The organism is Caloramator sp. mosi_1, assembly GCF_028622835.1.
In the GTDB taxonomy this organism is placed as follows: Bacteria; Bacillota; Clostridia; order Clostridiales; family Caloramatoraceae; genus Thermobrachium.
On the sequence record NZ_CP117677.1, the window covers coordinates 2,241,807 to 2,264,492 of the forward strand.

Below are 22,686 nucleotides of genomic sequence, written 5' to 3' on the forward strand. Positions count from 1 at the left end.
AGTGTGACAGAGGAGATGAAAGTTAGTGAAATGGAATTAGAAAAGGATGAAAAGAATTATCTTCAAAAGATGTTGAAGGTTCAGAAGTTGAAAAAGATGATTTTGAAACTACTTCTAATGATGAAATAACAGAAGATGTTATAACTTTAAAAAATCAGTTAGAAGAAAAGACTAAGGAGTGTAATGAGTATTTAGAATTATTGAGAAGAACTAAGGCAGAGTTCGATAATTTTAGAAGAAGAACACAAAAAGAAAAAGAGACAATATATGATGATGGATTTGCTGATGCAATAAAGAATATATTACCAATTTTAGATAATTTAGAGAGAGCAGTAGTTTCAACAGATGAAAGAAGTCCACTCTATGAGGGAGTTGAGATGACTTTAAAGTTGTTTAAAGATACATTAACAAAGTTAGGGGTAGAGGAAATACCTGATTTAAATGAAAAGTTCGATCCCAATTTTCATAATGCAGTAATGCATATAGAAGACGAAAACTTTGAAGAAAATATTATTGTTGAAGTATTCCAAAAGGGATACAAATATAAAGAAAAAATATTAAGATATAGTATGGTTAAAGTTGCAAATTAATAAAGAGGAGGAGATAAAATGGGAAAGGTAATAGGAATTGACCTTGGTACTACTAACTCTTGTGTTGCCGTAATGGAAGGTGGAGAACCTGTTGTAATTCCAAATTCAGAAGGTTCAAGAACTACTCCATCAGTTGTTGCATTCAAGCCAAATGGTGAAAGAATAGTAGGTCAAGTTGCGAAAAGACAGGCAATAACAAATCCAGATAGAACTATAATATCTATAAAAAGACATATGGGAACAGATCATAAGGTAAAAATAGATGATAAAGAATATACTCCGCAAGAAATATCAGCTATGATACTTATGAAATTAAAGGCTGATGCTGAAGCTTATCTTGGAGAGCCAGTTACACAAGCGGTTATAACTGTTCCTGCTTACTTTAACGATAGTCAAAGACAGGCTACAAAGGATGCAGGAAGAATAGCTGGACTTGAAGTTCTTAGAATTATAAACGAACCAACAGCAGCATCATTAGCTTATGGATTAGATAAGATGGATAAAAATCAAAAAATACTTGTTTATGACTTAGGTGGAGGTACATTTGACGTATCAATACTTGAAATAGGTGATGGAGTATTTGAAGTAAAAGCTACTAATGGTAATACTCATTTAGGTGGAGATGACTTTGATCAGAGAATAATTGATTACTTAGTAGAAACCTTCAGATCAGAAAATGGTATTGATTTAAGAAACGATAAAATGGCTATGCAAAGATTAAAAGAAGCAGCGGAAAAGGCAAAGATTGAATTATCAACTCTTTTATCAACAGAAATTAATTTACCATTTATTACAGCTGATGCAACAGGACCAAAGCACCTAAATGTAACTTTAACAAGAGCAAAGTTTGAAGAGCTGACTCACGATTTAGTTGAAGCTACAATAGAACCTATGAGAAATGCATTAAGAGATGCAGGTCTTACAATTGACCAAATTGATAAGGTTGTATTAGTTGGTGGTTCAACAAGAATTCCAGCAGTTCAAGAGGCAGTAAGAAAGTTTACTGGAAAAGAGCCAACTAAGGGAATAAATCCTGATGAATGCGTTGCGGTTGGTGCTGCAATTCAAGCAGGTGTATTAACTGGTGAAGTAAAAGATGTATTGTTATTAGATGTTACACCACTTTCATTAGGTATTGAAACATTAGGTGGAGTATTCACAACATTAATTCCAAGAAATACAACAATACCAACAAGAAAGAGCCAAATATTCTCAACAGCAGCCGATGGTCAAACATCTGTTGAAATACACGTACTTCAAGGTGAAAGACCAATGGCAAAGGATAATAAAACTCTTGGAAGGTTTACATTATCAGGAATTCCACCAGCACCAAGAGGAGTACCACAAATTGAAGTTACATTTGATATAGATGCTAATGGTATTGTTCACGTATCAGCAAAGGATTTAGGTACAGGTAAAGAAGCTAATATTACAATAACAGCTTCAACTAATTTAACAGAAGAAGAAATACAAAAGGCTGTAAAGGAAGCTGAAAAATATGCAGAAGAGGACAGAAAGAGAAAAGAAGAAATAGAAGTAAGAAATAATGCTGACTCTGTTGTATATCAAACTGAAAAAACATTAAAGGAATTAGAAGGTAAATTAACTCAAGAAGAGAAAAATACAATAGAAGAACAAATTAAAAAGGTTAAGGATGCATTAAATGGTTCTGATGTTAATGCAATAAAGGCAGCTACTGATGAATTAACACAAAAGTTCTATCAAATATCATCAAGAATATATCAACAATATGCACAACAAAATGAAACTGCTTCAACACAAAATGATAATGAAGTTCATGCAGATTATGATGTAAAAGACGACAAGTAATTTTCAACAAGGAGGGAGTATTCCCTCCTTATATAATGAAGGGTGGTGAATTGTTTGGCAAAGGACTATTACAAAATATTGGGTGTAGAAAGAAATGCAACTGATGAAGAAATAAAAAGTGCTTTTAGAAAATTAGCCTTAAAATATCACCCAGATAGAAACCCTGGAAATAAAGAGGCAGAAGAAAAGTTTAAAGAGATAAATGAAGCATATCAAGTTTTATCAGATCCACAAAAGAAGGCACAATATGATCAATTTGGTACAACTGATTTCAATGGCCAAGGCGGTTTTGGTGGTTTTGATTTCTCAAACTTCGGCGGTTTTGGTGGATTTTCAGATATATTTGATGACCTTGGTGATATATTTGGTGGTATGTTTGGACAAAGGAGAGAAAGAACAGGTCCCAAAGGGGAGCTGATTTAGAATATAATTTAGAATTATCATTTGAAGAAGCTGTTTTTGGTGTTAAAAAGGATATTGAAATATATAGAAATGAAGATTGTGACGTTTGTCACGGAACAGGTGCAAAGATAGGTACTTCGCCAAAAACTTGTGATAAGTGTCACGGTACAGGGCAAATAAAAGTACAAAGAAATACTCCATTTGGAAGTTTTGTAAGTGTTACTACTTGTGATAAGTGTCACGGCGAAGGTAAGGTAATTGAAACACCTTGTACAAATTGTGGTGGTAAGGGTAGAATAAGAAAGAAAAAATAATAAGTATAAATATACCAGCAGGCGTTGATAATGGAAATACTATTCCACTAAGGGGGCAAGGTGAACCTGGAATAAGGGGTGGAATGCCAGGCGATTTATATATCAATATAAGAGTTAAATCACATCCAAAATTTGAAAGAAGAGGAACTGATATATTCTGTGAGGTTCCAATATCCTTTATTAAAGCTATATTAGGTGGGGAAATTAAAATTCCAACACTTGAAGGAGATGTTCAACACGTAATTTCAGAAGGGACACAACCAGGAGAAATTATTAAGTTAAAAGGTAAGGGTGTTCCCAAAATTCGTGGTACAGGTAGAGGAGACTTGTATGCAAAATTAAAGGTAGAAATACCAAAGAATTTAAACTCAAAACAAAGGGAGCTATTAAAAAAATTAGCAGATGAGTTTGGAGAAGATATCGACAAAAGAAGACCTTTGCGGATAAAGTTAAAGATATGTTTAGTTAGGCATGTTTTAATACATGCCTTTTTACATATAATAAAAATTGATAAAATTCAATTGTTATAAATATAGATTGTGTTATAATAAAAACGTTAAAATTAACTAAGGAGGAAATGCTATGAATGGAGAATGGATTGAAGTCAAAGTTATTACAAAGAGTGAAGCAGTTGAACCTGTAGCGGGTATCTTTTATTCTTTAGATGTAAAAGGAGTTGCAATCGAAGATCCTAATGATATAACTGAAAGACCATCTGGTCCTTTTACTTGGGATTATGCAGATTATAATATATTTGAATATGGTAAAGACGCAGCTATAGTAAAAGCATATTTTAGCAAAGAAGAGAAAATAGAAGAAATAATAAAAACAATTGAAGAAAAGTTGATGGAAATAAAGGAACTTGGTATTGATGTAGGAATAGGTAAAGTTATAAGAAGTAAAGTACAAGAAGAAGATTGGGCAAATGAATGGAAAAAATATTATAAAACAACGAAAATAGGAAATAGAATAATAATAAAACCTAAATGGGAAGATTATAATCCTAAGGAAGGTGAATTAATAGTTGAATTAGATCCAGGTATGGCTTTTGGGACAGGAACACACGAAACCACAATGATGTGCATTGAATTTTTAGAAAAATATTGTAAAAAGGAGATAGAGTATTTGATATTGGTACAGGTTCAGGTATTTTATCCATTGTTGCTTCAAAATTAGGTGCTGGTGAAGTTATTGGAGTTGATTTAGATGAAGTAGCAGTAGATGCTGCTAAAATTAATGTAGAATACAACAAAGTTAACAATGTTAAAATTTTACACGGAAATTTAGTTGACGTAGTTGAAGGAAAAGCAAATATTGTAGTTGCAAATATAATAGCTGATGTTGTTATATATCTTTCTTCCTTTATAAAAAATTATATAAAAGAAGATGGACTATTTATATCATCAGGAATAATAAAGGATAAAAAGATGAAGTTGAGAAGGCATTGGTTCAGAATGGCTTTGAAATTATTGACATAAATAATAAAGGAGAATGGATTGCAATTGTTGCAAAAAGATAAGGAGGTAATTATGCATAAATTTTTGTCATACCTGACAATATCATAAATGATAAGATTAAAATTGAAGGAGATGATGTACAACACATATCAAAAGTTTTAAGACTTAAAATAAACGATATAATACAAATCTGTGATGGTAATAAAAATGAATATATTTGCAACATAATAGATATAAATAAAAAAATATTATTTGTGAAATAAAAGAAAGCTTTAAAAATGAAAATGAATCAAATGTAAATATTGTACTTTTTCAAGGATTGCCTAAAGCACAAAAATGGAACTTATAATACAAAAGGGTGTTGAAATTGGAGTAAAAGAATTTTACCCTATTTTAACAGAAAGAGTTGTTGTGAAAACAGATGGGAAAGATATAAGTAACAAATTAGAAAGATGGAATAGAATATCCTATGAAGCTGCTAAACAATCAAATCGAGGTATAATACCAAAAGTAAATGATCTACTAAGTTTTAAAGATGCATTGGATGAGCTAAAAAATTTGATTTAGTTATTGTACCTTATGAAAAGGAAAAGTCAATAAGTCTAAAAGATGTTCTTAAAGAAAAAAGATTTTAAAAATATTGCAGTTATAATTGGACCTGAAGGAGGCTTTAGTGAACAGGAAATTAATATTTTTTGGAAAATAATTTTAAGCCAATAACTTTAGGACCAAGAATACTTAGAACAGAAACTGCAGGATTAGTTGCAAGCACTATATTGCTTTATGAGTTATCAGATATAGGAGGAATGAAATGAAAAAGGTAGCATTCTATACATTAGGATGTAGAGTAAATCAATATGAAACAGAAGCTATGGCTGAAATATTCGAAAAAAATGGGTATGAAATAGTTGATTTTGATGACTATTCAGACGTTTATGTAATAAATACTTGCACCGTTACAAGTATTGGTGATAAAAAATCCAGACAAATGATAAGAAGAGCTAAAAAAATAATAAAGATGCAATTGTAATAGCAGTTGGTTGCTATGCTCAAGTTGCACCAGATGAGGTGTCAAAAATAGAAGACGTTGACATTATAATTGGAACTGATAATAAAAGTAAAATATTAGATTATATAAATGAGTATAGATTGACTAATAAAAAATTAAATAAAGTAAAAAATATAATGACAGTTAGAGAATTTGAAGAAATGGAAATAGATCATTATCAAGATAAAACAAGGGCCTTTTTAAAAATACAGGATGGATGTGATAGGTTTTGTTCCTATTGTTTGATACCATTTGCAAGAGGTCCTGTTAGAAGTAAAAGGTTTGAAACAATTATTGAAGAAGTAAAAAACTTGTTGAAAATGGTTATAAGGAAATTATATTATCAGGAATACATGTTGCTTCATATGGGAAAGACATTGGCAATGTAACTTTGGTTGATGTTATTGAAAAATTAAATGAATTTAATGGCTTAGAAAGAATAAGAATAGGCTCAGTAGAACCATCTTTTTTAATATAGAGAATATAACAAGACTTTCTAAGTGTAATAAATTATGCGAACATTTTCATTTATCATTACAAAGTGGATGTGATGAAACATTAAAAAGAATGAATAGACATTACACAACTGAAGAGTATAAAGAGGCTGTTTTTAATTTAAGAAAATATTTTTCTGATGTATCAATAACAACTGACATTATAGTAGGATTTCCTGGTGAAACAATTGAAGAATTTAATAAAACATATGAGTTCTTAAAAGAAATTAAGTTAAATAAATTACACGTATTTAAATACAGCCCAAGAAAAGGTACAAAAGCAGCTGAGTTTAAAGATTCTATAGATAATGAAGAAAAGAGAGAAGAAGTAAATTGTTAATTGAGTTAAGTGATATGTATGAAAAAGAATTTAATATGAAATTTTTAGGAAGGGAAATGGATGTATTGATTGAAGAGAAAAAGATGAATTATTTTATGGTTATACAAGAAATTACATAAAAGTTCAGGTAAGTTCAAAAGAAAACATAGAAGGAGAAATTATAAATACAAAAATAGTGAATGTTAATAATGACATATTAGTTGGTGAAATGGTATAATATGTATATGGGAGGTGAGACAAAATGGAATGTATTTTCTGTAAAATAGCTAACGGTGAGATTCCAGCTTCAAAAGTATATGAAGATGAAAATGTAGTTGCCTTTAAAGACATAAACCCTGTTGCACCTATACATATTTTAATAATTCCTAAAAACACTATGAATCTACATTAGATATAGACACAGAAGGAAATACATTAAATAATATATTTAAAGCTGTAAAAATAATTGTCAAGCAGTTAAATCTACAGGATGAAGGATTTAGACTTGTTACAAATACTGGGGAAAAAGCAGGCCAAACAGTAAAACATATCCATTTTCATCTTCTTGGTGGAAGAGATTTTCAATGGCCACCAGGTTGATGATATTAAATCAAAAATTAACAAATTTAATATATTTTATTGACAATATTTACACCTATAATATATAATATAATGTGTCCTTGATTGTGTGCTTAATTCACGGTACATCATAATAATGTATGCAATATGTTAAGCGGAGGGAGGGATAAAGGTGTCAGAAATTAGAGTAGGCGAAAACGAATCACTAGATAGCGCACTTAGAAGATTTAAAAGAAGTGTGCAATGGCAGGTGTTCTTTCTGAAATAAGAAGAGAGAGCATTATGAAAAGCCAAGCGTTAAGCGTAAGAAGAAGTCTCAAGCTGCTAGAAAGAGAAAGTTTAAGTAATGAAAGAAGGGTGAATATGTCACTCAAAGAAAGAATTCAAGAAGATTGGAAAGCTGCAATGAAAAATAAAGACAGATTTAGAGCTAATGTTCTAAATATGGCTAAAGCAGCAATATTACAAGCAGAAAAAGTTGATGGATCTAAACTTGATGATGAGCAAGTAATAGAAGTTTTAAATAAAGAGGTTAAACAAAGAAGAGACTCCATTGAGGAGTTTGAAAAAGGGAACAGGCAGGATCTTATAGAACAAACAAGTAAAGAAATAGAGATTTTGCTTGAGTACCTTCCTCAGCAATTAACAGAAGAAGAAATATCTGAAATTGTAAAAGAAGCCGTGAATGAAGTGCAAGCAAATTCAGTCAAGGATATGGGAAAAGTTATGGCGATCGTAATGCCAAAAGTTAAAGGAAGAGCAGATGGAAAATTAGTAAATCAAATAGTAAAGCAGTATCTGCAATAATATAAAGGGGTTAATAAAATAAGCAATTGTTATTTTGGGTGGTTTATGAAAAATCGAATTAAAACTAAAATAAGTGAATCTCTTGAGTTGCCAAAGGAAATAATTCTGAACATACCTTTTATTAAAATATTGGGAAACGATGAATTAGAAATTGAAAATCATAAAGGTATAGTTGAATACAGTTCAAATGTTGTACGCTTAAGAAGCAGTATTGGAATTATAAAAATTGAGGGTTCAAGTTTTTGATAAAAGAGATAAGCCAAGAGTCATTGATTTTGACGGGCAAAATAAAAAATTTGGAATTTTTAAAACTATAATCGGAGGGGTATATGGGTAGGGATCAAGATTTGTTAAGTGGATATATAGTTGTTGAATTAAAATCCTTAAGTATAGAAAAGTTCATAAATATTGCTTATAGCAATGGAATAAGATTATGGGATATTAAAAGAATTGATATTACGACTTCTCTCATCAAAACCTCTACCAGTGATTTTAAAAATTAAAAAAAGTTGCTAAGGCAACTAACTCTAAAATAAAGATAGTTCAAAAGTCAGGATTAGGTTTTCATTTATATAAAATTTTTAAAAGAAGACTTTTTTATAGGAATTGTTGTTTTTATTTTTATTTTATACTATTTATCTAATATAATTTGGATTATTGATATAAAAGGAAACAAAAATATATCCAATGATGAAATTATAAAAGTCCTATATAAAAATGGTATAAGAATAGGAGTAATGAAAAACAAATTAAATTTAAATAGGATTGAAGATAATATAATAAACGAAATACAACAAATATCATTAATTGCTTTATCTATAGATGGGGTAAAGTTAAACGTAGAAATAGTTGAAAGAACACTACCGCCAGAAATAGTAGACACAGAAAATCCAGTAGACATATTGGCCAAAAAAGACGGAATAGTTACAAAAATATTTTGTTATAGAGGAACACCATTAATTAAATCAGGGAATATGTTAAAAGGGACAAATATTAATAACTGGAGATATATTTAAAACTAACAGAAATGATAATTCAAAGGAATATGTAAAAACAGTTCATTCATTTGGCAGTGTTTATGCAAAAGTTTGGTATGAAATAATTGAAGAACAGGAGTTACTAAGTAAAGTAACAGAACGTACTGGGAATTTTGTAATAAATGAATATCTTATTATTAATGGGAAGAAGGTATACATAAATAAAAATGATGATAAATTTGAAAATTATGATAAAATAGAAGAGAGAACAAAAATAAACTTATTAGGATATAATTTACCAATTGAAAAAGTCAAAGAAAAATTATATGAAGTAAAAGTTATAAATTTAAATTATACAATAGATGAAGCAATAAAAATAGCAACAGAGAAGGCAGAAAAAGAAATGATTAAACAAATTCCAAAAGATGCTATAGTAATTGATAAAAAATATGATAAAATAATAGAAAAAATAAAGTAAAAGTAAGATTTCTTGTAATAACAGAAGAAGATATTGCTTACGAACAGCATAGATAGTTAGGAGGATAATAATGCAAAAAGAATCAAAAATAGTTATTGATAATTTAGATCAAATAGTTAATCTTTTTGGTAAGTTTGACGAAAATATTAAAATTATTGAACAATGTTTTAATGTCTTCATTGTTAACAGAGATAATGAAATTAAAATTACAGGTTTAGGACAAGTAGATTTAGCAACAAAGGTTGTACTAAAACTTTTAGATATAGCTAAAAGAAATGAAATTATAACAAAACAAACTGTTAACTATATAATTAGTCTTGTATTAGAAGATTGTGAAGAAAAAATTGAAAATATTTTAGATGATGTAATAATTACAACAGCAAAAGGAAAGCCAGTTAAATGTAAAACATTAGGTCAAAAATCTTATATTGAATCAATACGTAAAAATGAAATAGTTTTTGGTATTGGACCAGCAGGTACCGGAAAAACCTATCTTGCAATAGCTATGGCTGTTAAATTTTTAAGAGATAAAAAAGTAAGCAGAATAGTACTAACAAGACCAGCCGTAGAAGCAGGAGAAAGACTTGGTTTTTGCCAGGCGATTTACAAGAAAAAATTAACCCTTATTTAAGACCATTATATGATGCTTTATTTGACATTTTGGGAATAGAAAATTTTAACAAATATATGGAATCAGGTATAATCGAAGTGGCTCCTCTTGCATATATGAGAGGAAGAACACTTGATGACTGTTTTATAATATTAGATGAAGCCCAGAATACAACACCTGAACAAATGAAAATGTTTTTAACACGCTTTGGTTATGGGTCAAGAATTGTAGTAACCGGAGATTTAACGCAAATAGATTTAGGACAAGGTAGAATATCTGGCTTAAAGCAAGTTACAAAAATTTTAAAGAACATTCCTGGTATAGATTTTATATATTTTAATGAAAAAGATGTAGTTAGACATAAATTAGTTTCAGAAATTATAAAAGCATATAATAAATTTGATGAAGAAAATAATGAAAATAGGTGATTTTATGAATTACAAAAGAAAGATAATTGAAGAATTAATAAGTGAAAAAATAAAAAATATATTTGTTTTTACAGTTACATTTATTATTTTATTTTTTATTAGTTTTATTACTGTTATCCCTAAAAAGTATTCGTTACAAATTGGAGATATCGCTCCAGTAGATATAAAGGCTCCAAGGGATTTTGAAGATGATGAAGCAACTCAAGAGAAGATAAATAAAGCTTTAAGTGAAGTATTACCTAAGTACAATAAAGATTTAAATATAGCCAAAAAGTCTATAGACAACATAAATGAATTAATTAATAATGTTAAATATGAAAAAGAACAAAATATTGATGAGACAACAAAAATAGATAACTTAAAAAAGTTAACTAAAATAAACTTAAGTGATGAGGATATTAAGTTATTGCTGACATTAAATGACCAGGAATTAGATAATCTCCAAAAATTTTTAAATGATGTCTTAATAAAGGTTCTTTCATTAGATATAAGGGAAAACAATTTGGAAGATGTAAAAAAGCACAGCAAGATTTAGACTTTTATATAAAATCTTCTACATTAAATAAAAATTTAAAAGATTTATCAAATTCTATAGGAATAGCATCAATAAAACCAAATATGTTTTATGATTATGAAAAAACAGAGGAGCTTAAACAACAAATAAAAAGACAAATTGAACCAGTTATAATAAAAAGAATCAAAATATAGTATTAAAAGGTGAAGTTATTAATGAACATCATTTGAATTTAATGTCTAAAGCAGGTATATTATCACAAAGTAGAAAAAATGATTTTATTTTATTTATTGGTGTGACTATATTGATATTGTCTACTTTAGTTTTAATATTATTTTTAATAAAGAATGAAAGTAATATCTACACCAATTTAACATTCAATATTATTATATGTATTCTATTAATAATATCTGCTGTTTTAACTTTTGCTTTTAAGATTATATCTGTATATTTTATTCCCTCTTGTTTTTACCAATATTATCGACTTTGATATTTGGTCCAAAGACAGGACTTATTCTATCATTAATAAATACACTAATAGTTATTATTATTACCAATTTTAATATTAATGTTTCGGTTATGTATATAATGAGCTGTATTTTAGGAACCTTTTTACATCTAAGGTTCACGAAAGGAACAATATTTTGTTAAGTGGTTTATATGTGGGAATAATAAACTTTTTATTAGTATATTCTATAAATATATTGAATAATACAATTTATACACAAGCACTTTATAGTAGCTTTTTGGTATTATTAAATAGTATAGTCTCAGCTATATTTGCAATAGGGGTTTTACCTGTTTTTGAACAAATATTTGATACTTTAACTCCGATTAAACTTTTAGAGCTATCGAATCCAAATCAAATACTACTTAAAAATTATTATTTGAAGCTCCAGGTACATACCACCATAGTATTTTAGTTGGTAATTTAGCAGAAGCTGCTGCTAATGAAATTGGTGCAAATGCATTACTTGCAAGAGTAGGAGCATACTATCACGATATTGGTAAAATAAAAAGACCATATTTTTTAAAGAAAACCAAATTACAAATGATAATCCCCACGACAAGGTTACTCCAAAATTAAGTGTATCAATTATAACTTCACATATTAGAGATGGTTTAGAATTAGCTCAAAAATATAAACTGCCTAAAGCAATACAAGACATTATAATGCAACATCACGGAACAACACTTGTTAAATATTTTTATGTACAGGCATTAAACGAAGGAGACAATATAGTTGAAGATAATTTTAGATACGAAGGACCTAAACCAAACTCTAAAGAATCAGCTATTATAATGTTAGCAGATAGTGTAGAAGCAGCAGTAAGAACATTAAATAGTCCTACTATTGAAGATATAAAAAATATGGTTGAAAAAATAATAAAAGAAAAGCAGTTTGATAATCAATTAAATGATTCACCATTAACTTTTAAAGATATAGAGAAGATTAAAGAAGTATTTATTAAAGTTTTAATAGGAATTTTTCATACTCGAATCGAATATCCAGAGACAACAAAGGAGGAAATAATATGATAGAATTTGATAATAGACAAAATAAAATTCATTTTACAGATGATATGAAAAAATTAATTAAAAATGCCGTTGAATCTACAATAAGCTACGAAAATTTTAACAAACCATATGAACTTAGCATAATTATAACTGATAACTCTGAAATAAAAGAAATAAACAAACAATTTAGAGGTATAGACAAGGAAACAGATGTACTATCTTTTCCTATGTTAGAATTTGATGATGGTTATTATGAAGATGGTGAAGTTGAAATTGATATTGAAGATATTAATCCAGAGAGTGGAGCGGTTGTATTAGGGGATATGGTTATATCATTAGAAAAAGCAAAGGAACAATCTATAGAATATGGACATTCTTTTGAACGGGAATTAGCATTTTTAGTAGTACACAGTATGCTTCATTTGTTAGGTTATGATCACGAAGAAGATGATGATAGACTAATTATGAGACATAAAGAAGAGGAAATCTTAAATAATTTAGGTCTAATAAGGTAAGGTGAAAATATGAAGTTAAAAAAATATCTGACAGTTTTAATTATGCTATCGAAGGTATAATATATGCCATAAAAACCCAAAGAAATATGAAAATTCACCTTTTAGCAGCAATAATTGTTCTTTTTTAAGTTTATTTTTTGACTTTTCTAAGATAGAAATACTTATTTTGTTTTTTACTATAACACTTGTAATAGTTTTAGAGATGATCAATACAGCTATTGAAGCTACAATAGATGTTACCGCTAATTACTACCATCCATTAGCAAAAATTGCTAAAAATGTAGCAGCAGGAGCAGTTTTAATTTCTGCTATTAATGCTGTAATTGTTGGTTATTTGTTATTCTTTGATAGGTTAAAACCTATATCAAACACAGTTTTATTTAAAATTAAACAATCTGATATAACAGTGGTTTTTATTTGCTTAATACTTGTCATTATAGCAACTGTTATTATTAAGGCTGTTTATGGTGAAGGAACTCCTTTAAAAGGAGGTATGCCAAGTGGACACAGTGCTTTAGCCTTTGCAGCAGCAACAGCAATATCATTATTTATTCAAGATTTACTTATTATTACTTTAGTTTATTTTTTAGCATTTCTTGTTGCACAAAGTCGAGTAGAAGGTAAAATACACTCACTTTATGAAACTATTGTTGGGGCATTACTCGGAATATTGATAACAATTTTCATTTTTAAATTGTTATCATAAAGGGCAATGCCCTTTTATTATTAAAATTTAAATAAATAAAAACTTTTTTATAAAACTATTGAATTTTTCATAAAATTATATATAATAATAATTCCTACAGTATTAATAGAGGGGAATAACAATGGAGTACAAAAACCTAGTTGAAATAGCAAAACAAGCAATGGAGAAGGCTTATGTGCCACATTCAAAGTTTAGAGTAGGAGCAGCATTGCTAACAGATTGCGGAAAAGTTTTTACAGGTTGTAATATTGAAAACGCTACCTATGGAGCAACAAATTGTGCTGAAAGAACAGCAATATTTAAAGCCGTATCAGAAGGATATAAAAATTTTAAGAAAATAGCTATAATTAGTGATAGTTCAAACTATACATATCCTTGCGGTATATGTAGGCAGGTAATAATAGAATTTGGTAAAGATATTGAAGTTATCTGTTCAAATAAAAATGGGGAATATAAAGTATATAAAATAACTGAATTATTACCATATGCTTTTACAAGTGATGATATTGAAAGGAGCAATATAAATGAATAAGGAGTTTAAATCAGGTTATGTAACAATAATTGGTAGACCAAATGTAGGTAAATCAACCTTAATTAACGCGATAATGGGTGAAAAACTATTGATTACATCAAACAAACCACAAACAACAAGAAATACAATACAGGCAATTTTAACTAAAGAAAATTATCAAATAGTTTTTATGGATACACCAGGCCTTCATAAACCTAAGCACAAATTAGGTGAATATATGGTTAAAGTAGCACAAAGTACTTTATCTCAAGTAGATGTAATAGTCTTTGTTACAACTCCAGAAGAAGAATTAAATTTAGGAGATAAATATATAATTGATCAAATAAAAAATTCAAATTCAAGAAAAATTTTAGCTATTAATAAGGTAGATACAACTAATAAAGAAAAATTGGCAAAGACAATAGATACATATTACAATTATTTTAAATTTGATGAGGTTGTTCCAATATCAGCTCTAAAACAAAAAATATTGACGAATTAATTAAAGTTATAGTTAATAACTTACCATATGGACCTAAATATTTTCCAGATGATATGATTACAGATCAACCTGAAAGATTTGTAGTTGCTGAAATAATTAGAGAAAAACTATTACATAATTTACAAGAAGAAGTTCCTCACGGTACAGCTGTTGAAATAGTGACTATGAAGGAAGATAAAGACAAAAATTGTATTGATATAAATGCAACTATTTATTGCGAAAAGGATTCACATAAGGCTATAATAATAGGAAAAGGTGGACAAATGTTAAAAAGAATAGGCCAAACAGCAAGAATTGAAATTGAAAGGTTTTTAGGTTCTAATGTTTATCTTGAACTTTGGGTAAAAGTTAAAAAGGATTGGAGAGACAGTGATTCTATATTAAAAAGTTTAGGATATAAATAAAAAGGAGTGATGATTTTGTCAATACATAAAGTTCAAGGAGTTGTTTTAAAAACAAGGAACTATAGTGATTATGACAAAATCATCACTATTTTTTCTGATAAATATGGTAAAATAGATGTCTTATGTAATGGTGCACGAAAAACAAAAAGCAAACTACTCCATTTAACCCAACAGTTTAGTTTTGGCGAATTTATATTAAGTAGAAGTAAAGATATGTTTGTACTAAATTCTGGTAGTCTCAATAATTCATTTCAAACACTATTAAATGACTATCAAAAGTTAATGTTAGGGACATATTTCTTAGAATTAGTAGATAAATCAAGTGAAACAGAAAACAAAAATGTCTATATATTAGCACTTTTATTAAAAACATTATATATATTAAATGACGGAACTATAGATAACCATCTCCTTAAAGTGACCTTTGATTTTAAATTAATTTCTCTTATTGGATATACTCCACAAGTATTAAAATGTATTAAGTGTGGAAGAATACAAATGAATGAGTGTTTTTTGATGTAACAGAAGGAGGAATAATTTGTAATTCGTGTAATTCTTTAAAAGTAAACAAAATAAATAAAAAGAATTGGAATTATTAATTCAAATAAGGAATATAAAATTAGAAGATTTGGGTAAAATAAATTATGATAAAGCATCGTTAAATAAAATAGATAATCTTTTAGAACAGTATATAAAATATCAATTATCTATTACACTAAATACAGTTAGTTTTATAAAAAATATTTTTTAGGAGATGGTTATATGCAAGATATTACTTTAGAAAAAATTGATATATTAAGACAGCGTGCAAATGTTAGTTATGCTGAAGCAAAAGAAATACTTCAAAAAATAATGGTAATATAATTGATGCTTTAATAGAATTAGAATCTAAACAAAAACTTTTACACAAAATGTTGTTGATGTGAGCAACGAACTAACAGAAACTATTAAAGAGATAATTAAAAAGGTAATGTAACAAGAATTAAAGTAAAAAAGATGAGCGAGTTTTAGTCGATATCCCAGTAAATGCGGGAGTTGCAGCAGGAGCTTTATCATTACTTAATCCATATCTTTTAGTAATTGGAGCTATTGCAGCAATTGCTACTAAAGTATCTCTTGAAATAGAAAGACCAAATGGTAATGTGGAAGTAATTAATGACATAATAAAAGAAAAATATGATGAAGTTAAGGAAAATGTACAAGAAAAAGTAAACGACTTAAAGGCTAATACTTCACAAATCAAGTCAGAAGTAGAAGAAAAATAGAGGAATTTGCAAAAGAATTAAATAAAGAAGGAATAAGTCAGTTAATTCTGACTTATTCAAATTTTGACAAAATATACTATTGCAAAATTTTGTATTAGTGATAAAATATACATAAAAGATAAAAAATACACAAATTCCAGAAATTAAAAAAGATATAAAATGTACAAAAAATTATTACAATTTGTTGTTTTTATATAAAATGTATTGTAATTATTTCTCTGCATTTATATAATAATATATAATATTAGGAGTAATTATGCATATTAAATGCAGAGAGGGTGATTATTATTAAACTGACAAAGAGACAAGAAGAAATTATTGAATTAGTAAAAGAAATCAACCAATTACCAGTGAAAAACTGGCAGAAATGTTGAATGTAACAAGAGCAGCTTTAAGACCTGATCTTGCAATTTTAACAATGACTGGTATACTTGAGGCAAGACCAAAAGTAGGATATTTATATTCAAAAGAAGTAATAATAGTTTAATATACGAAGCAATAAAAGATATAAAAGTTTCTGAAATAAAATCAAAACCTGCAATTGTAACAGAAGATACGACAATATATGATGCAATAGTTCAGCTGTTTTTAAACGATGCAGGAACAATTTTTATAGTTAACAATGGTTATTTAACAGGTGCTGTTTCAAGAAAAGATTTCTTAAAAATAGCTATGGGAAATTCAGATATGCATAAGGTGCCTGTAGGAATTATAATGACACGAATGCCAAATATTATTACAGTTACAGATGAAGACCTAGCCTTTGATGCAGCAAAAAATAATAGAGCACGAAGTAGATAGTCTTCCTGTAGTAGAAAAGGTTATACAGGAGGATGGTAAGGAATTATATAAGATTACAGGGAAAGTATCAAAAACTAATATTACAAAACTTTTTGTTAAATTAGGGGAAGGAAAATAAAGGGGTTATTATTAGCTGCCGGGACATAAATAGTCCCATAGGGTTTGGTAAAAATTATTTAATATAAAGCAACAAAGACAGGGGGTTATCAACATGAGGTCAAAAAAGTATGTTTACCTTTTTAGTGAAGGTAACGCCAGTATGAAGAATTTATTGGGAGGTAAAGGTGCAAATCTCGCAGAAATGACAAACATAGGTTTACCTGTCCCACAGGGTTTTACAGTGACAACAGAGGCTTGTATAAGGTATTATGAGGATGGTCAGGTAGTAGGGGAGGATATAGTTGATCAAATATTTGAGCATCTGAAAAAGTTAGAGGATATTTCTGGTAAAAAGTTTGGAGATCCAGCTAATCCGCTCCTTGTATCAGTAAGATCTGGAGCCAGAGTTTCTATGCCAGGTATGATGGATACTATATTAAACTTAGGTCTAAATGATGAAACAGTTGAAGGACTTGCAAAGCTAACTAATAATGAAAGATTTGCGTATGACAGCTACAGAAGATTTATACAGATGTTTAGTGATGTTGTTATGCAAATAGAAAAGAGTTTATTTGAAAATATATTAGATGAAGTTAAAGAAGAAAACAATGCAAAATATGATACTGACTTAACAGCAGAAAATCTAAAAGAGGTTGTTAGAAGGTACAAGGAATTATACAAAAAGAAAAGGGAGAGGATTTTCCTTCAGATCCTAAGATGCAATTATTAGAGGCAGTTAAGGCAGTATTTCGTTCCTGGAATAATCCAAGAGCAATAGTTTATAGAAAACTTAATGATATACCAAGTGACTGGGGAACAGCAGTAAACGTACAAATGATGGTATTTGGTAATATGGGTGAAACATCTGGTACAGGAGTTGCTTTTACTAGAAATCCTTCAACTGGTGAAAATAAGATATTTGGAGAATTTTTAATGAATGCACAGGGTGAAGATGTTGTTGCTGGTATAAGAACTCCTCAGAGTATTGAAACATTAAAGGAAGTAATGCCTGATTGTTATGAAGAATTTATAAGAATTGCAAATATACTTGAAAAACATTATAAAGATATGCAAGATATGGAATTTACAATAGAACAAGGAAAACTTTATTTCTTACAAACAAGAAACGGAAAAAGAACAGCTCAAGCTGCTTTAAGAATTGCTGTTGAAATGGTTGAAGAAGGTTTAATTACAAAAGAAGAAGCTATGCTTAAGGTTGAACCAAAGCAACTTGATCAATTATTACATCCAATGTTTGACCAAACTGAATTAAAAAATGCAAAGGAAATAGCTAAAGGATTACCAGCTTCTCCAGGTGCAGCTTGCGGAAAAGTTTATTTTACAGCAGAAGAAGCAAAACTTAAGAGACAACAAGGTGAAAGAGTAATTTTAGTTAGAACAGAAACTTCACCTGAAGATATTGAAGGTATGGTTGCTGCGGAAGGTATTTTAACAGCAAGAGGAGGTATGACATCTCACGCCGCTGTTGTTGCAAGAGGAATGGGTAAATGTTGTGTTGCAGGATGCGGGAAATAAAGATTAATGAAGAAGGTAAATATTTTACAGTACAAGATATTACAATAAGAGAAGGCGATTATATTTCAATTGATGGTAGTACAGGAAAAGTGTATGGCCAAAAGATTAAAACAGTAGAACCAGAAATATCAGGATACTTTGGAACATTTATGGAATGGGCTGATAGCATAAGAAAGCTAAAAGTTAGAACTAATGCAGACACTCCAAGGGATGCAGCTCAAGCTGTAAAATTCGGAGCTGAAGGTATAGGACTTTGTAGAACAGAACATATGTTCTTTGAAGAAGATAGAATACCTGCTGTTAGAGAAATGATTGTAGCTAAGAATGAAGAACAAAGAAGAAAAGCATTAGATAAGCTACTACCAATGCAAAGACAAGATTTTATAGGTATTTATGAGGAAATGCAAGATAGACCTGTAACTATTAGATTATTAGACCCACCATTACACGAATTCTTACCACAAGAAGATGAAGATATAAGAGAATTGGCAAGTACAATGGGAATAACTTATGAAGAATTAAAGGCAACTGTTGATAGCTTAAAGGAATTCAATCCAATGTTAGGTCATAGAGGATGTAGATTAGCTGTTACATATCCAGAAATTGCTGAAATGCAAACAAGAGCAATAATTGAAGCAGCAATAGATGTTAAAAGAGATTAGGCTACAACATTGTACCAGAAATTATGATACCACTTGTAGGCGAAGTAAAAGAATTAAAATATGTTAAGGATATTATAGTTAAAGTTGCTGATGAAATAATAAAGAGATCAGATGTTGAATTAGAATATAAGGTTGGTACTATGATTGAAATTCCAAGAGCTGCTTTAACTGCTGATGAAATTGCTAAAGAAGCTGAGTTCTTCTCATTTGGTACTAATGATTTAACACAAATGACCTTTGGTTTCTCAAGAGATGATGCTGGTAAATTCTTAAAGGATTACTACGATAAGAAAATATTTGAATATGATCCATTCCAAAAGCTTGATCAAACAGGTGTAGGAAAACTTGTTAAAATGGCTTGTGAGTTAGGCAAACAAACAAGACCAGAAATTAAACTTGGTATTTGTGGAGAACACGGTGGAGAACCATCATCCGTTGAATTCTGTCATAATGTTGGATTAAACTATGTATCTTGTTCACCATTTAGAGTTCCAATAGCAAGATTAGCAGCAGCACAAGCACAAGTTAAAAATCCAAGAGACTGATTTAAAAGAGGGCTGATTTCAGCCCTCTTAATATTTGTTCTTAAAATATTCTGTTGCTTCCGTTATAAATTGTTTATGATTTTCCTTTTGAGAAGTAATTTCTTTTAATATTTTATAAAATGCTTTTTATTGCAGTGGTGAATGTTTTTATAATAATCGCGAGTTATTTTCCATAATTTATTCGGAAACATTAGCTGTGCAAGTAACAGTTTAAATTCTATATAGTTTATAGAACGTACTTTTTCATAGTTTTCAACAGCTTCTTTAAATAAATTAAAATCCCAACAGGTATTTCTTCTTTTTAATATTCTTTTTATAAAGACATAAAAATCGTTAATAGAATAATCGTATTTTGCCTTATCAAAATCAATAACATATATATCATTGTTAAAAATTATGTTTTTATTTACATAATCATAGTGACAAATTGATTTCTCTAATTTTTACTATTAAAATCAATTTGAGAAAGAATATACAATGAATCCTTAGCACTTTCAATATAATAATCAGAACTATCTAAAAATAGTTTTGAAAAGTCATCTTTATAATAAAAAGCCTTATTAGATGCATTTAACAGTTGTAGAAAATGCTTTTCATAACTTTCATATAAATTGTTGTCACCGTATATTATTTTACTTCCACTAATACTCTTAAAATTTCTTGTCACTAAATGGATTTTTGCTAAATTATAAGAAGCATTCACTACATCGCTTATATTATCATAATCACATTTACGTCCTTCAATCCATTCCATCAATATGAAATATTCTCCTTTATAATTTATATATGGAATACCTTTGCTATTTTTTAAAAATTTAGGGCATCGTATATTGAAGATGTTTAACCATTCAATTATTGAATAAATAAATAATATAGTAGCCTCATCGTGATAAGTTTTTTTAAACATTTTATTCCTGTATCTGTATAAACTTTATATACAGCTCTTGCCTTGTCGGAATCCTTAATCTTAATATTTTCAATTTTAAGTACAGTATCATTATATAAATTTAATATCTTTTTAATTTCATCCTTAGAATAACTTTTTCTTAATGGTTCTATAACATTTAATTCCATCATATCACCTCTTTTATCAATAAAATTATATGTTTATTATGTAAGTATTAGAATAAATATGTAACATATCAAGAATAATAAAATTGTTAGAAAAAATAAATTATCAAATTTAGCAGGTAAACGAAAATTTTTGTTGTATATTATAAATTAATAGATTAAAATATTGTGGTGGTTAAAATGAATATAAGAGAACAATATGAAAAATTAGAAGAAAAAATCTTATCTCCTTTAGCAACCTTATCTAAAAATTCTAAAGGTAGATTAAAAGCCGAGGAAAAATGTTCTATTAGAACTGATTTTCAAAGAGATAGGGATAGGATTATTCATTCAAAGGCATTTAGAAGATTAAAACATAAGACACAGGTATTTATAGCACCTGAAGGTGATCACTACAGAACGCGACTAACTCATACTTTGGAAGTTTCACAAATAGCAAGAACAATATCAAGGGCATTGCGTTTAAATGAAGATTTAACAGAAGCTATAGCCTTAGGCCACGATCTTGGTCATACACCTTTTGGCCATACTGGTGAAAAAGTACTTGACAAAATAACTAAAAGTGGTTTTAAACATTATGAGCAGAGTTTACGTGTAGTTGATTTTCTCGAAAAAGGAACGGGCTTAAATTTAACGCACGAAGTAAGAAACGGTATATTATGCCATTCATCGAATTTGGTAGCTGATACCAATGAAGGAAGAGTAGTTAAATTAGCAGATAAAATAGCCTATATAAACCACGACATTGATGATGCTGTAAGAGCAGGTATTTTATCCTTTGATGATTTACCTAAGGAGTGTATTAATGTTTTAGGTAAAGGACATTCTGATAGAATTAATACAATGATTACATCGGTTATAGATTATGCTTTAAAGTATGGTCAAATTGCATTAGAGGGAGAAGTTGGCCAAGCAACTTGGGAACTAAGGGAGTTTATGTTTAAAAATGTATATATTGGCTCAAAAGCAAAAACTGAAGAAGAAAAAGCTATTAAAATGATTGAAACTCTTTATGATTTTTATATAAATAATTTAGAAAAGCTACCAAATGAATTTCAAAATAAAATAGAACGTTGGGGAAAAGAGAGAGTTGTTTGTGATTTCATTGCTGGTATGACTGATAGATATGCCATAAATGAATTTCTAAACATATATGTTCCAAGTCCTTGGGGAAGAATATTTTAATTTTTTGTAAACAAGAAGGATTTGAATTGATAATGTCGAATAAAATATAATTGTGTCATTTAAATACATAGAATTTAAAATTTCTAAAAATATAGAAGGATTTTAACTAATTTTGTAGAAATATAAAGGTGATAAGATGGGTAGAATTCCAGAAGATATAATTAATAAAATTATTGAATATAATGATATAGTTGATGTTATATCCGATTATGTACAATTAAAAAAGTAGGACGAAATTATGTTGGAATATGTCCATTTCATAATGATAAAGGCCCATCACTAAGTGTATCTCCTGATAAACAGCTTTTTCACTGCTTTGGTTGTGGAGCAGCAGGTAATACAATTGGATTTATAATGAAAATTAGAAAATGTGAATTTAAAGATGCTTTGTTTTATTTGGCAGAAAGAGCAGGTATAGACATTAATTTTGATGATACAACAGATAAAAATAAGGAACAGAAGGAAAGATTGTATAAGATTAATATTGAAGCAGCAAGATTTTTTATAATAACTTAAAAT

At 28.7% G+C, this 22,686-nt stretch carries 22 protein-coding genes and 13 pseudogenes; 32 read left to right on the forward strand and 3 right to left on the reverse strand.

Going from position 1 to position 22,686, the window contains the following annotated elements:
* Positions 1-3: 3 nt before the first annotated feature.
* The 30 genes and pseudogenes from PL321_RS15845 (at position 4) to ppdK (ending at position 19,911) form a co-directional block, all read left to right on the forward strand.
* Positions 4-129: a hypothetical protein gene (locus tag PL321_RS15845; protein ID WP_273962649.1), complete on the forward strand. Its 126-nt coding sequence runs from the start codon at positions 4-6 to the stop codon at positions 127-129.
* Entirely contained in the window at positions 126-590 is a 465-nt protein-coding gene (grpE, locus tag PL321_RS15850) for a nucleotide exchange factor GrpE (protein ID WP_273964627.1), read from the forward strand. The genes PL321_RS15845 and grpE overlap by 4 nt, the downstream gene beginning before the upstream one ends.
* Before the next feature lie 72 nt (positions 591-662).
* Positions 663-2,420, forward strand: a complete 1,758-nt coding sequence (dnaK, locus tag PL321_RS15855) for a molecular chaperone DnaK (protein ID WP_443110810.1) — start codon at positions 663-665, stop codon at positions 2,418-2,420.
* 54 nt (positions 2,421-2,474) lie between these two features.
* Positions 2,475-3,666: pseudogene (gene dnaJ / locus PL321_RS15860) on the forward strand (molecular chaperone DnaJ).
* Between the two features lie 52 nt (positions 3,667-3,718).
* Positions 3,719-4,655: pseudogene (gene prmA / locus PL321_RS15865) on the forward strand (50S ribosomal protein L11 methyltransferase).
* 120 nt (positions 4,656-4,775) lie between these two features.
* Positions 4,776-4,856: a hypothetical protein gene (locus tag PL321_RS21765; protein ID WP_443110811.1), complete on the forward strand. Its 81-nt coding sequence runs from the start codon at positions 4,776-4,778 to the stop codon at positions 4,854-4,856.
* Between the two features lie 73 nt (positions 4,857-4,929).
* Positions 4,930-5,408, forward strand: a pseudogene (locus PL321_RS15870) (RsmE family RNA methyltransferase).
* Positions 5,405-6,692 (forward strand): annotated as a pseudogene (gene mtaB / locus PL321_RS15875) (tRNA (N(6)-L-threonylcarbamoyladenosine(37)-C(2))-methylthiotransferase MtaB). Before PL321_RS15870 ends, mtaB begins: the two co-directional pseudogenes overlap by 4 nt.
* Positions 6,693-6,716: 24 nt before the next feature.
* Positions 6,717-7,054: pseudogene (locus tag PL321_RS15880) on the forward strand (histidine triad nucleotide-binding protein).
* A gap of 151 nt (positions 7,055-7,205) precedes the next feature.
* A pseudogene (gene rpsU, locus PL321_RS15885) lies at positions 7,206-7,380 on the forward strand (30S ribosomal protein S21).
* 16 nt (positions 7,381-7,396) lie between these two features.
* Complete coding sequence (locus PL321_RS15890; RefSeq protein WP_273962651.1) at positions 7,397-7,840, forward strand: GatB/YqeY domain-containing protein; 444 nt, start codon at positions 7,397-7,399, stop codon at positions 7,838-7,840.
* A gap of 45 nt (positions 7,841-7,885) precedes the next feature.
* On the forward strand, positions 7,886-8,086 hold the full coding sequence (locus PL321_RS15895; RefSeq protein WP_273962652.1) for a YabP/YqfC family sporulation protein: 201 nt from the start codon (positions 7,886-7,888) through the stop codon (positions 8,084-8,086).
* A gap of 83 nt (positions 8,087-8,169) precedes the next feature.
* A pseudogene (locus PL321_RS15900) lies at positions 8,170-8,856 on the forward strand (sporulation protein YqfD).
* Positions 8,849-9,295 (forward strand): sporulation protein YqfD, encoded by a 447-nt coding sequence (locus tag PL321_RS21770; protein ID WP_443110812.1) that lies wholly within the window; start codon positions 8,849-8,851, stop codon positions 9,293-9,295. Before PL321_RS15900 ends, PL321_RS21770 begins: the two are co-directional and overlap by 8 nt.
* Positions 9,296-9,365: 70 nt before the next feature.
* Positions 9,366-10,333: pseudogene (locus PL321_RS15905) on the forward strand (PhoH family protein).
* Between the two features lie 4 nt (positions 10,334-10,337).
* Positions 10,338-10,868 (forward strand): hypothetical protein, encoded by a 531-nt coding sequence (locus PL321_RS15910; protein WP_273962653.1) that lies wholly within the window; start codon positions 10,338-10,340, stop codon positions 10,866-10,868.
* A gap of 8 nt (positions 10,869-10,876) precedes the next feature.
* Positions 10,877-11,041: a hypothetical protein gene (locus PL321_RS15915; RefSeq protein WP_273964629.1), complete on the forward strand. Its 165-nt coding sequence runs from the start codon at positions 10,877-10,879 to the stop codon at positions 11,039-11,041.
* A gap of 468 nt (positions 11,042-11,509) precedes the next feature.
* Positions 11,510-11,770, forward strand: a complete 261-nt coding sequence (locus PL321_RS15920; RefSeq protein ID WP_443110670.1) for a hypothetical protein — start codon at positions 11,510-11,512, stop codon at positions 11,768-11,770.
* Positions 11,764-11,934 (forward strand): HDIG domain-containing metalloprotein, encoded by a 171-nt coding sequence (locus PL321_RS21775; protein ID WP_443110814.1) that lies wholly within the window; start codon positions 11,764-11,766, stop codon positions 11,932-11,934. The genes PL321_RS15920 and PL321_RS21775 overlap by 7 nt, the downstream gene beginning before the upstream one ends.
* A 23-nt stretch (positions 11,935-11,957) precedes the next feature.
* The gene (locus PL321_RS15925; protein WP_443110815.1) at positions 11,958-12,386 is read left to right on the forward strand and encodes a hypothetical protein; all 429 of its coding nucleotides are present in this window, start codon (positions 11,958-11,960) and stop codon (positions 12,384-12,386) included.
* Positions 12,383-12,880, forward strand: coding sequence for an rRNA maturation RNase YbeY (gene ybeY / locus PL321_RS15930; RefSeq protein ID WP_273962654.1), 498 nt, complete (start codon positions 12,383-12,385; stop codon positions 12,878-12,880). Before PL321_RS15925 ends, ybeY begins: the two co-directional genes overlap by 4 nt.
* A gap of 23 nt (positions 12,881-12,903) precedes the next feature.
* Positions 12,904-13,586 (forward strand): annotated as a pseudogene (locus tag PL321_RS15935) (diacylglycerol kinase).
* 121 nt (positions 13,587-13,707) lie between these two features.
* Entirely contained in the window at positions 13,708-14,118 is a 411-nt protein-coding gene (locus PL321_RS15940) for a cytidine deaminase (RefSeq protein ID WP_273962655.1), read from the forward strand.
* Positions 14,111-15,003: pseudogene (gene era, locus PL321_RS15945) on the forward strand (GTPase Era). Before PL321_RS15940 ends, era begins: the two are co-directional and overlap by 8 nt.
* Positions 15,004-15,018: 15 nt before the next feature.
* Positions 15,019-15,525, forward strand: coding sequence for a DNA repair protein RecO (recO, locus tag PL321_RS15950; protein ID WP_273962656.1), 507 nt, complete (start codon positions 15,019-15,021; stop codon positions 15,523-15,525).
* Positions 15,526-15,589: 64 nt separating this feature from the next.
* Positions 15,590-15,754: a hypothetical protein gene (locus PL321_RS15955; RefSeq protein WP_273962657.1), complete on the forward strand. Its 165-nt coding sequence runs from the start codon at positions 15,590-15,592 to the stop codon at positions 15,752-15,754.
* A gap of 265 nt (positions 15,755-16,019) precedes the next feature.
* Positions 16,020-16,073: pseudogene (locus PL321_RS15960) on the forward strand (hypothetical protein); the annotation flags it as partial.
* A 72-nt stretch (positions 16,074-16,145) separates the two neighbouring features.
* Positions 16,146-16,268, forward strand: coding sequence for a hypothetical protein (locus PL321_RS15965; RefSeq protein ID WP_273962658.1), 123 nt, complete (start codon positions 16,146-16,148; stop codon positions 16,266-16,268).
* Between the two features lie 287 nt (positions 16,269-16,555).
* Positions 16,556-17,187, forward strand: a pseudogene (locus PL321_RS15970) (helix-turn-helix transcriptional regulator).
* A 93-nt stretch (positions 17,188-17,280) separates the two neighbouring features.
* Positions 17,281-19,911, forward strand: a pseudogene (ppdK, locus tag PL321_RS15975) (pyruvate, phosphate dikinase).
* 104 nt (positions 19,912-20,015) lie between these two features.
* Here ppdK and PL321_RS21780 read toward each other — a convergent pair.
* From PL321_RS21780 to PL321_RS15985, 3 genes are all read right to left on the reverse strand, one after another.
* Positions 20,016-20,339 carry a phosphotransferase gene (locus tag PL321_RS21780; protein ID WP_443110816.1) on the reverse strand — a complete coding sequence of 108 codons (324 nt, stop codon included), beginning with the start codon at positions 20,337-20,339 and terminating at the stop codon, positions 20,016-20,018.
* A gap of 8 nt (positions 20,340-20,347) precedes the next feature.
* Positions 20,348-20,665, reverse strand: coding sequence for a hypothetical protein (locus PL321_RS15980; protein ID WP_273962659.1), 318 nt, complete (start codon positions 20,663-20,665; stop codon positions 20,348-20,350).
* 98 nt (positions 20,666-20,763) lie between these two features.
* Positions 20,764-20,988 (reverse strand): hypothetical protein, encoded by a 225-nt coding sequence (locus PL321_RS15985; RefSeq protein WP_273962660.1) that lies wholly within the window; start codon positions 20,986-20,988, stop codon positions 20,764-20,766.
* A gap of 174 nt (positions 20,989-21,162) precedes the next feature.
* On the opposite strand from PL321_RS15985, the gene PL321_RS15990 reads away from it, so the two are divergent.
* Together PL321_RS15990 and PL321_RS15995 are read left to right on the forward strand one after the other, a co-directional pair.
* A complete protein-coding gene (locus PL321_RS15990; protein WP_273962662.1) occupies positions 21,163-22,167 on the forward strand; it encodes a deoxyguanosinetriphosphate triphosphohydrolase in 1,005 nt (334 codons plus the stop codon).
* 246 nt (positions 22,168-22,413) lie between these two features.
* The gene (locus PL321_RS15995; RefSeq protein WP_273964632.1) at positions 22,414-22,683 is read left to right on the forward strand and encodes a CHC2 zinc finger domain-containing protein; all 270 of its coding nucleotides are present in this window, start codon (positions 22,414-22,416) and stop codon (positions 22,681-22,683) included.
* Positions 22,684-22,686: the final 3 nt, after the last annotated feature.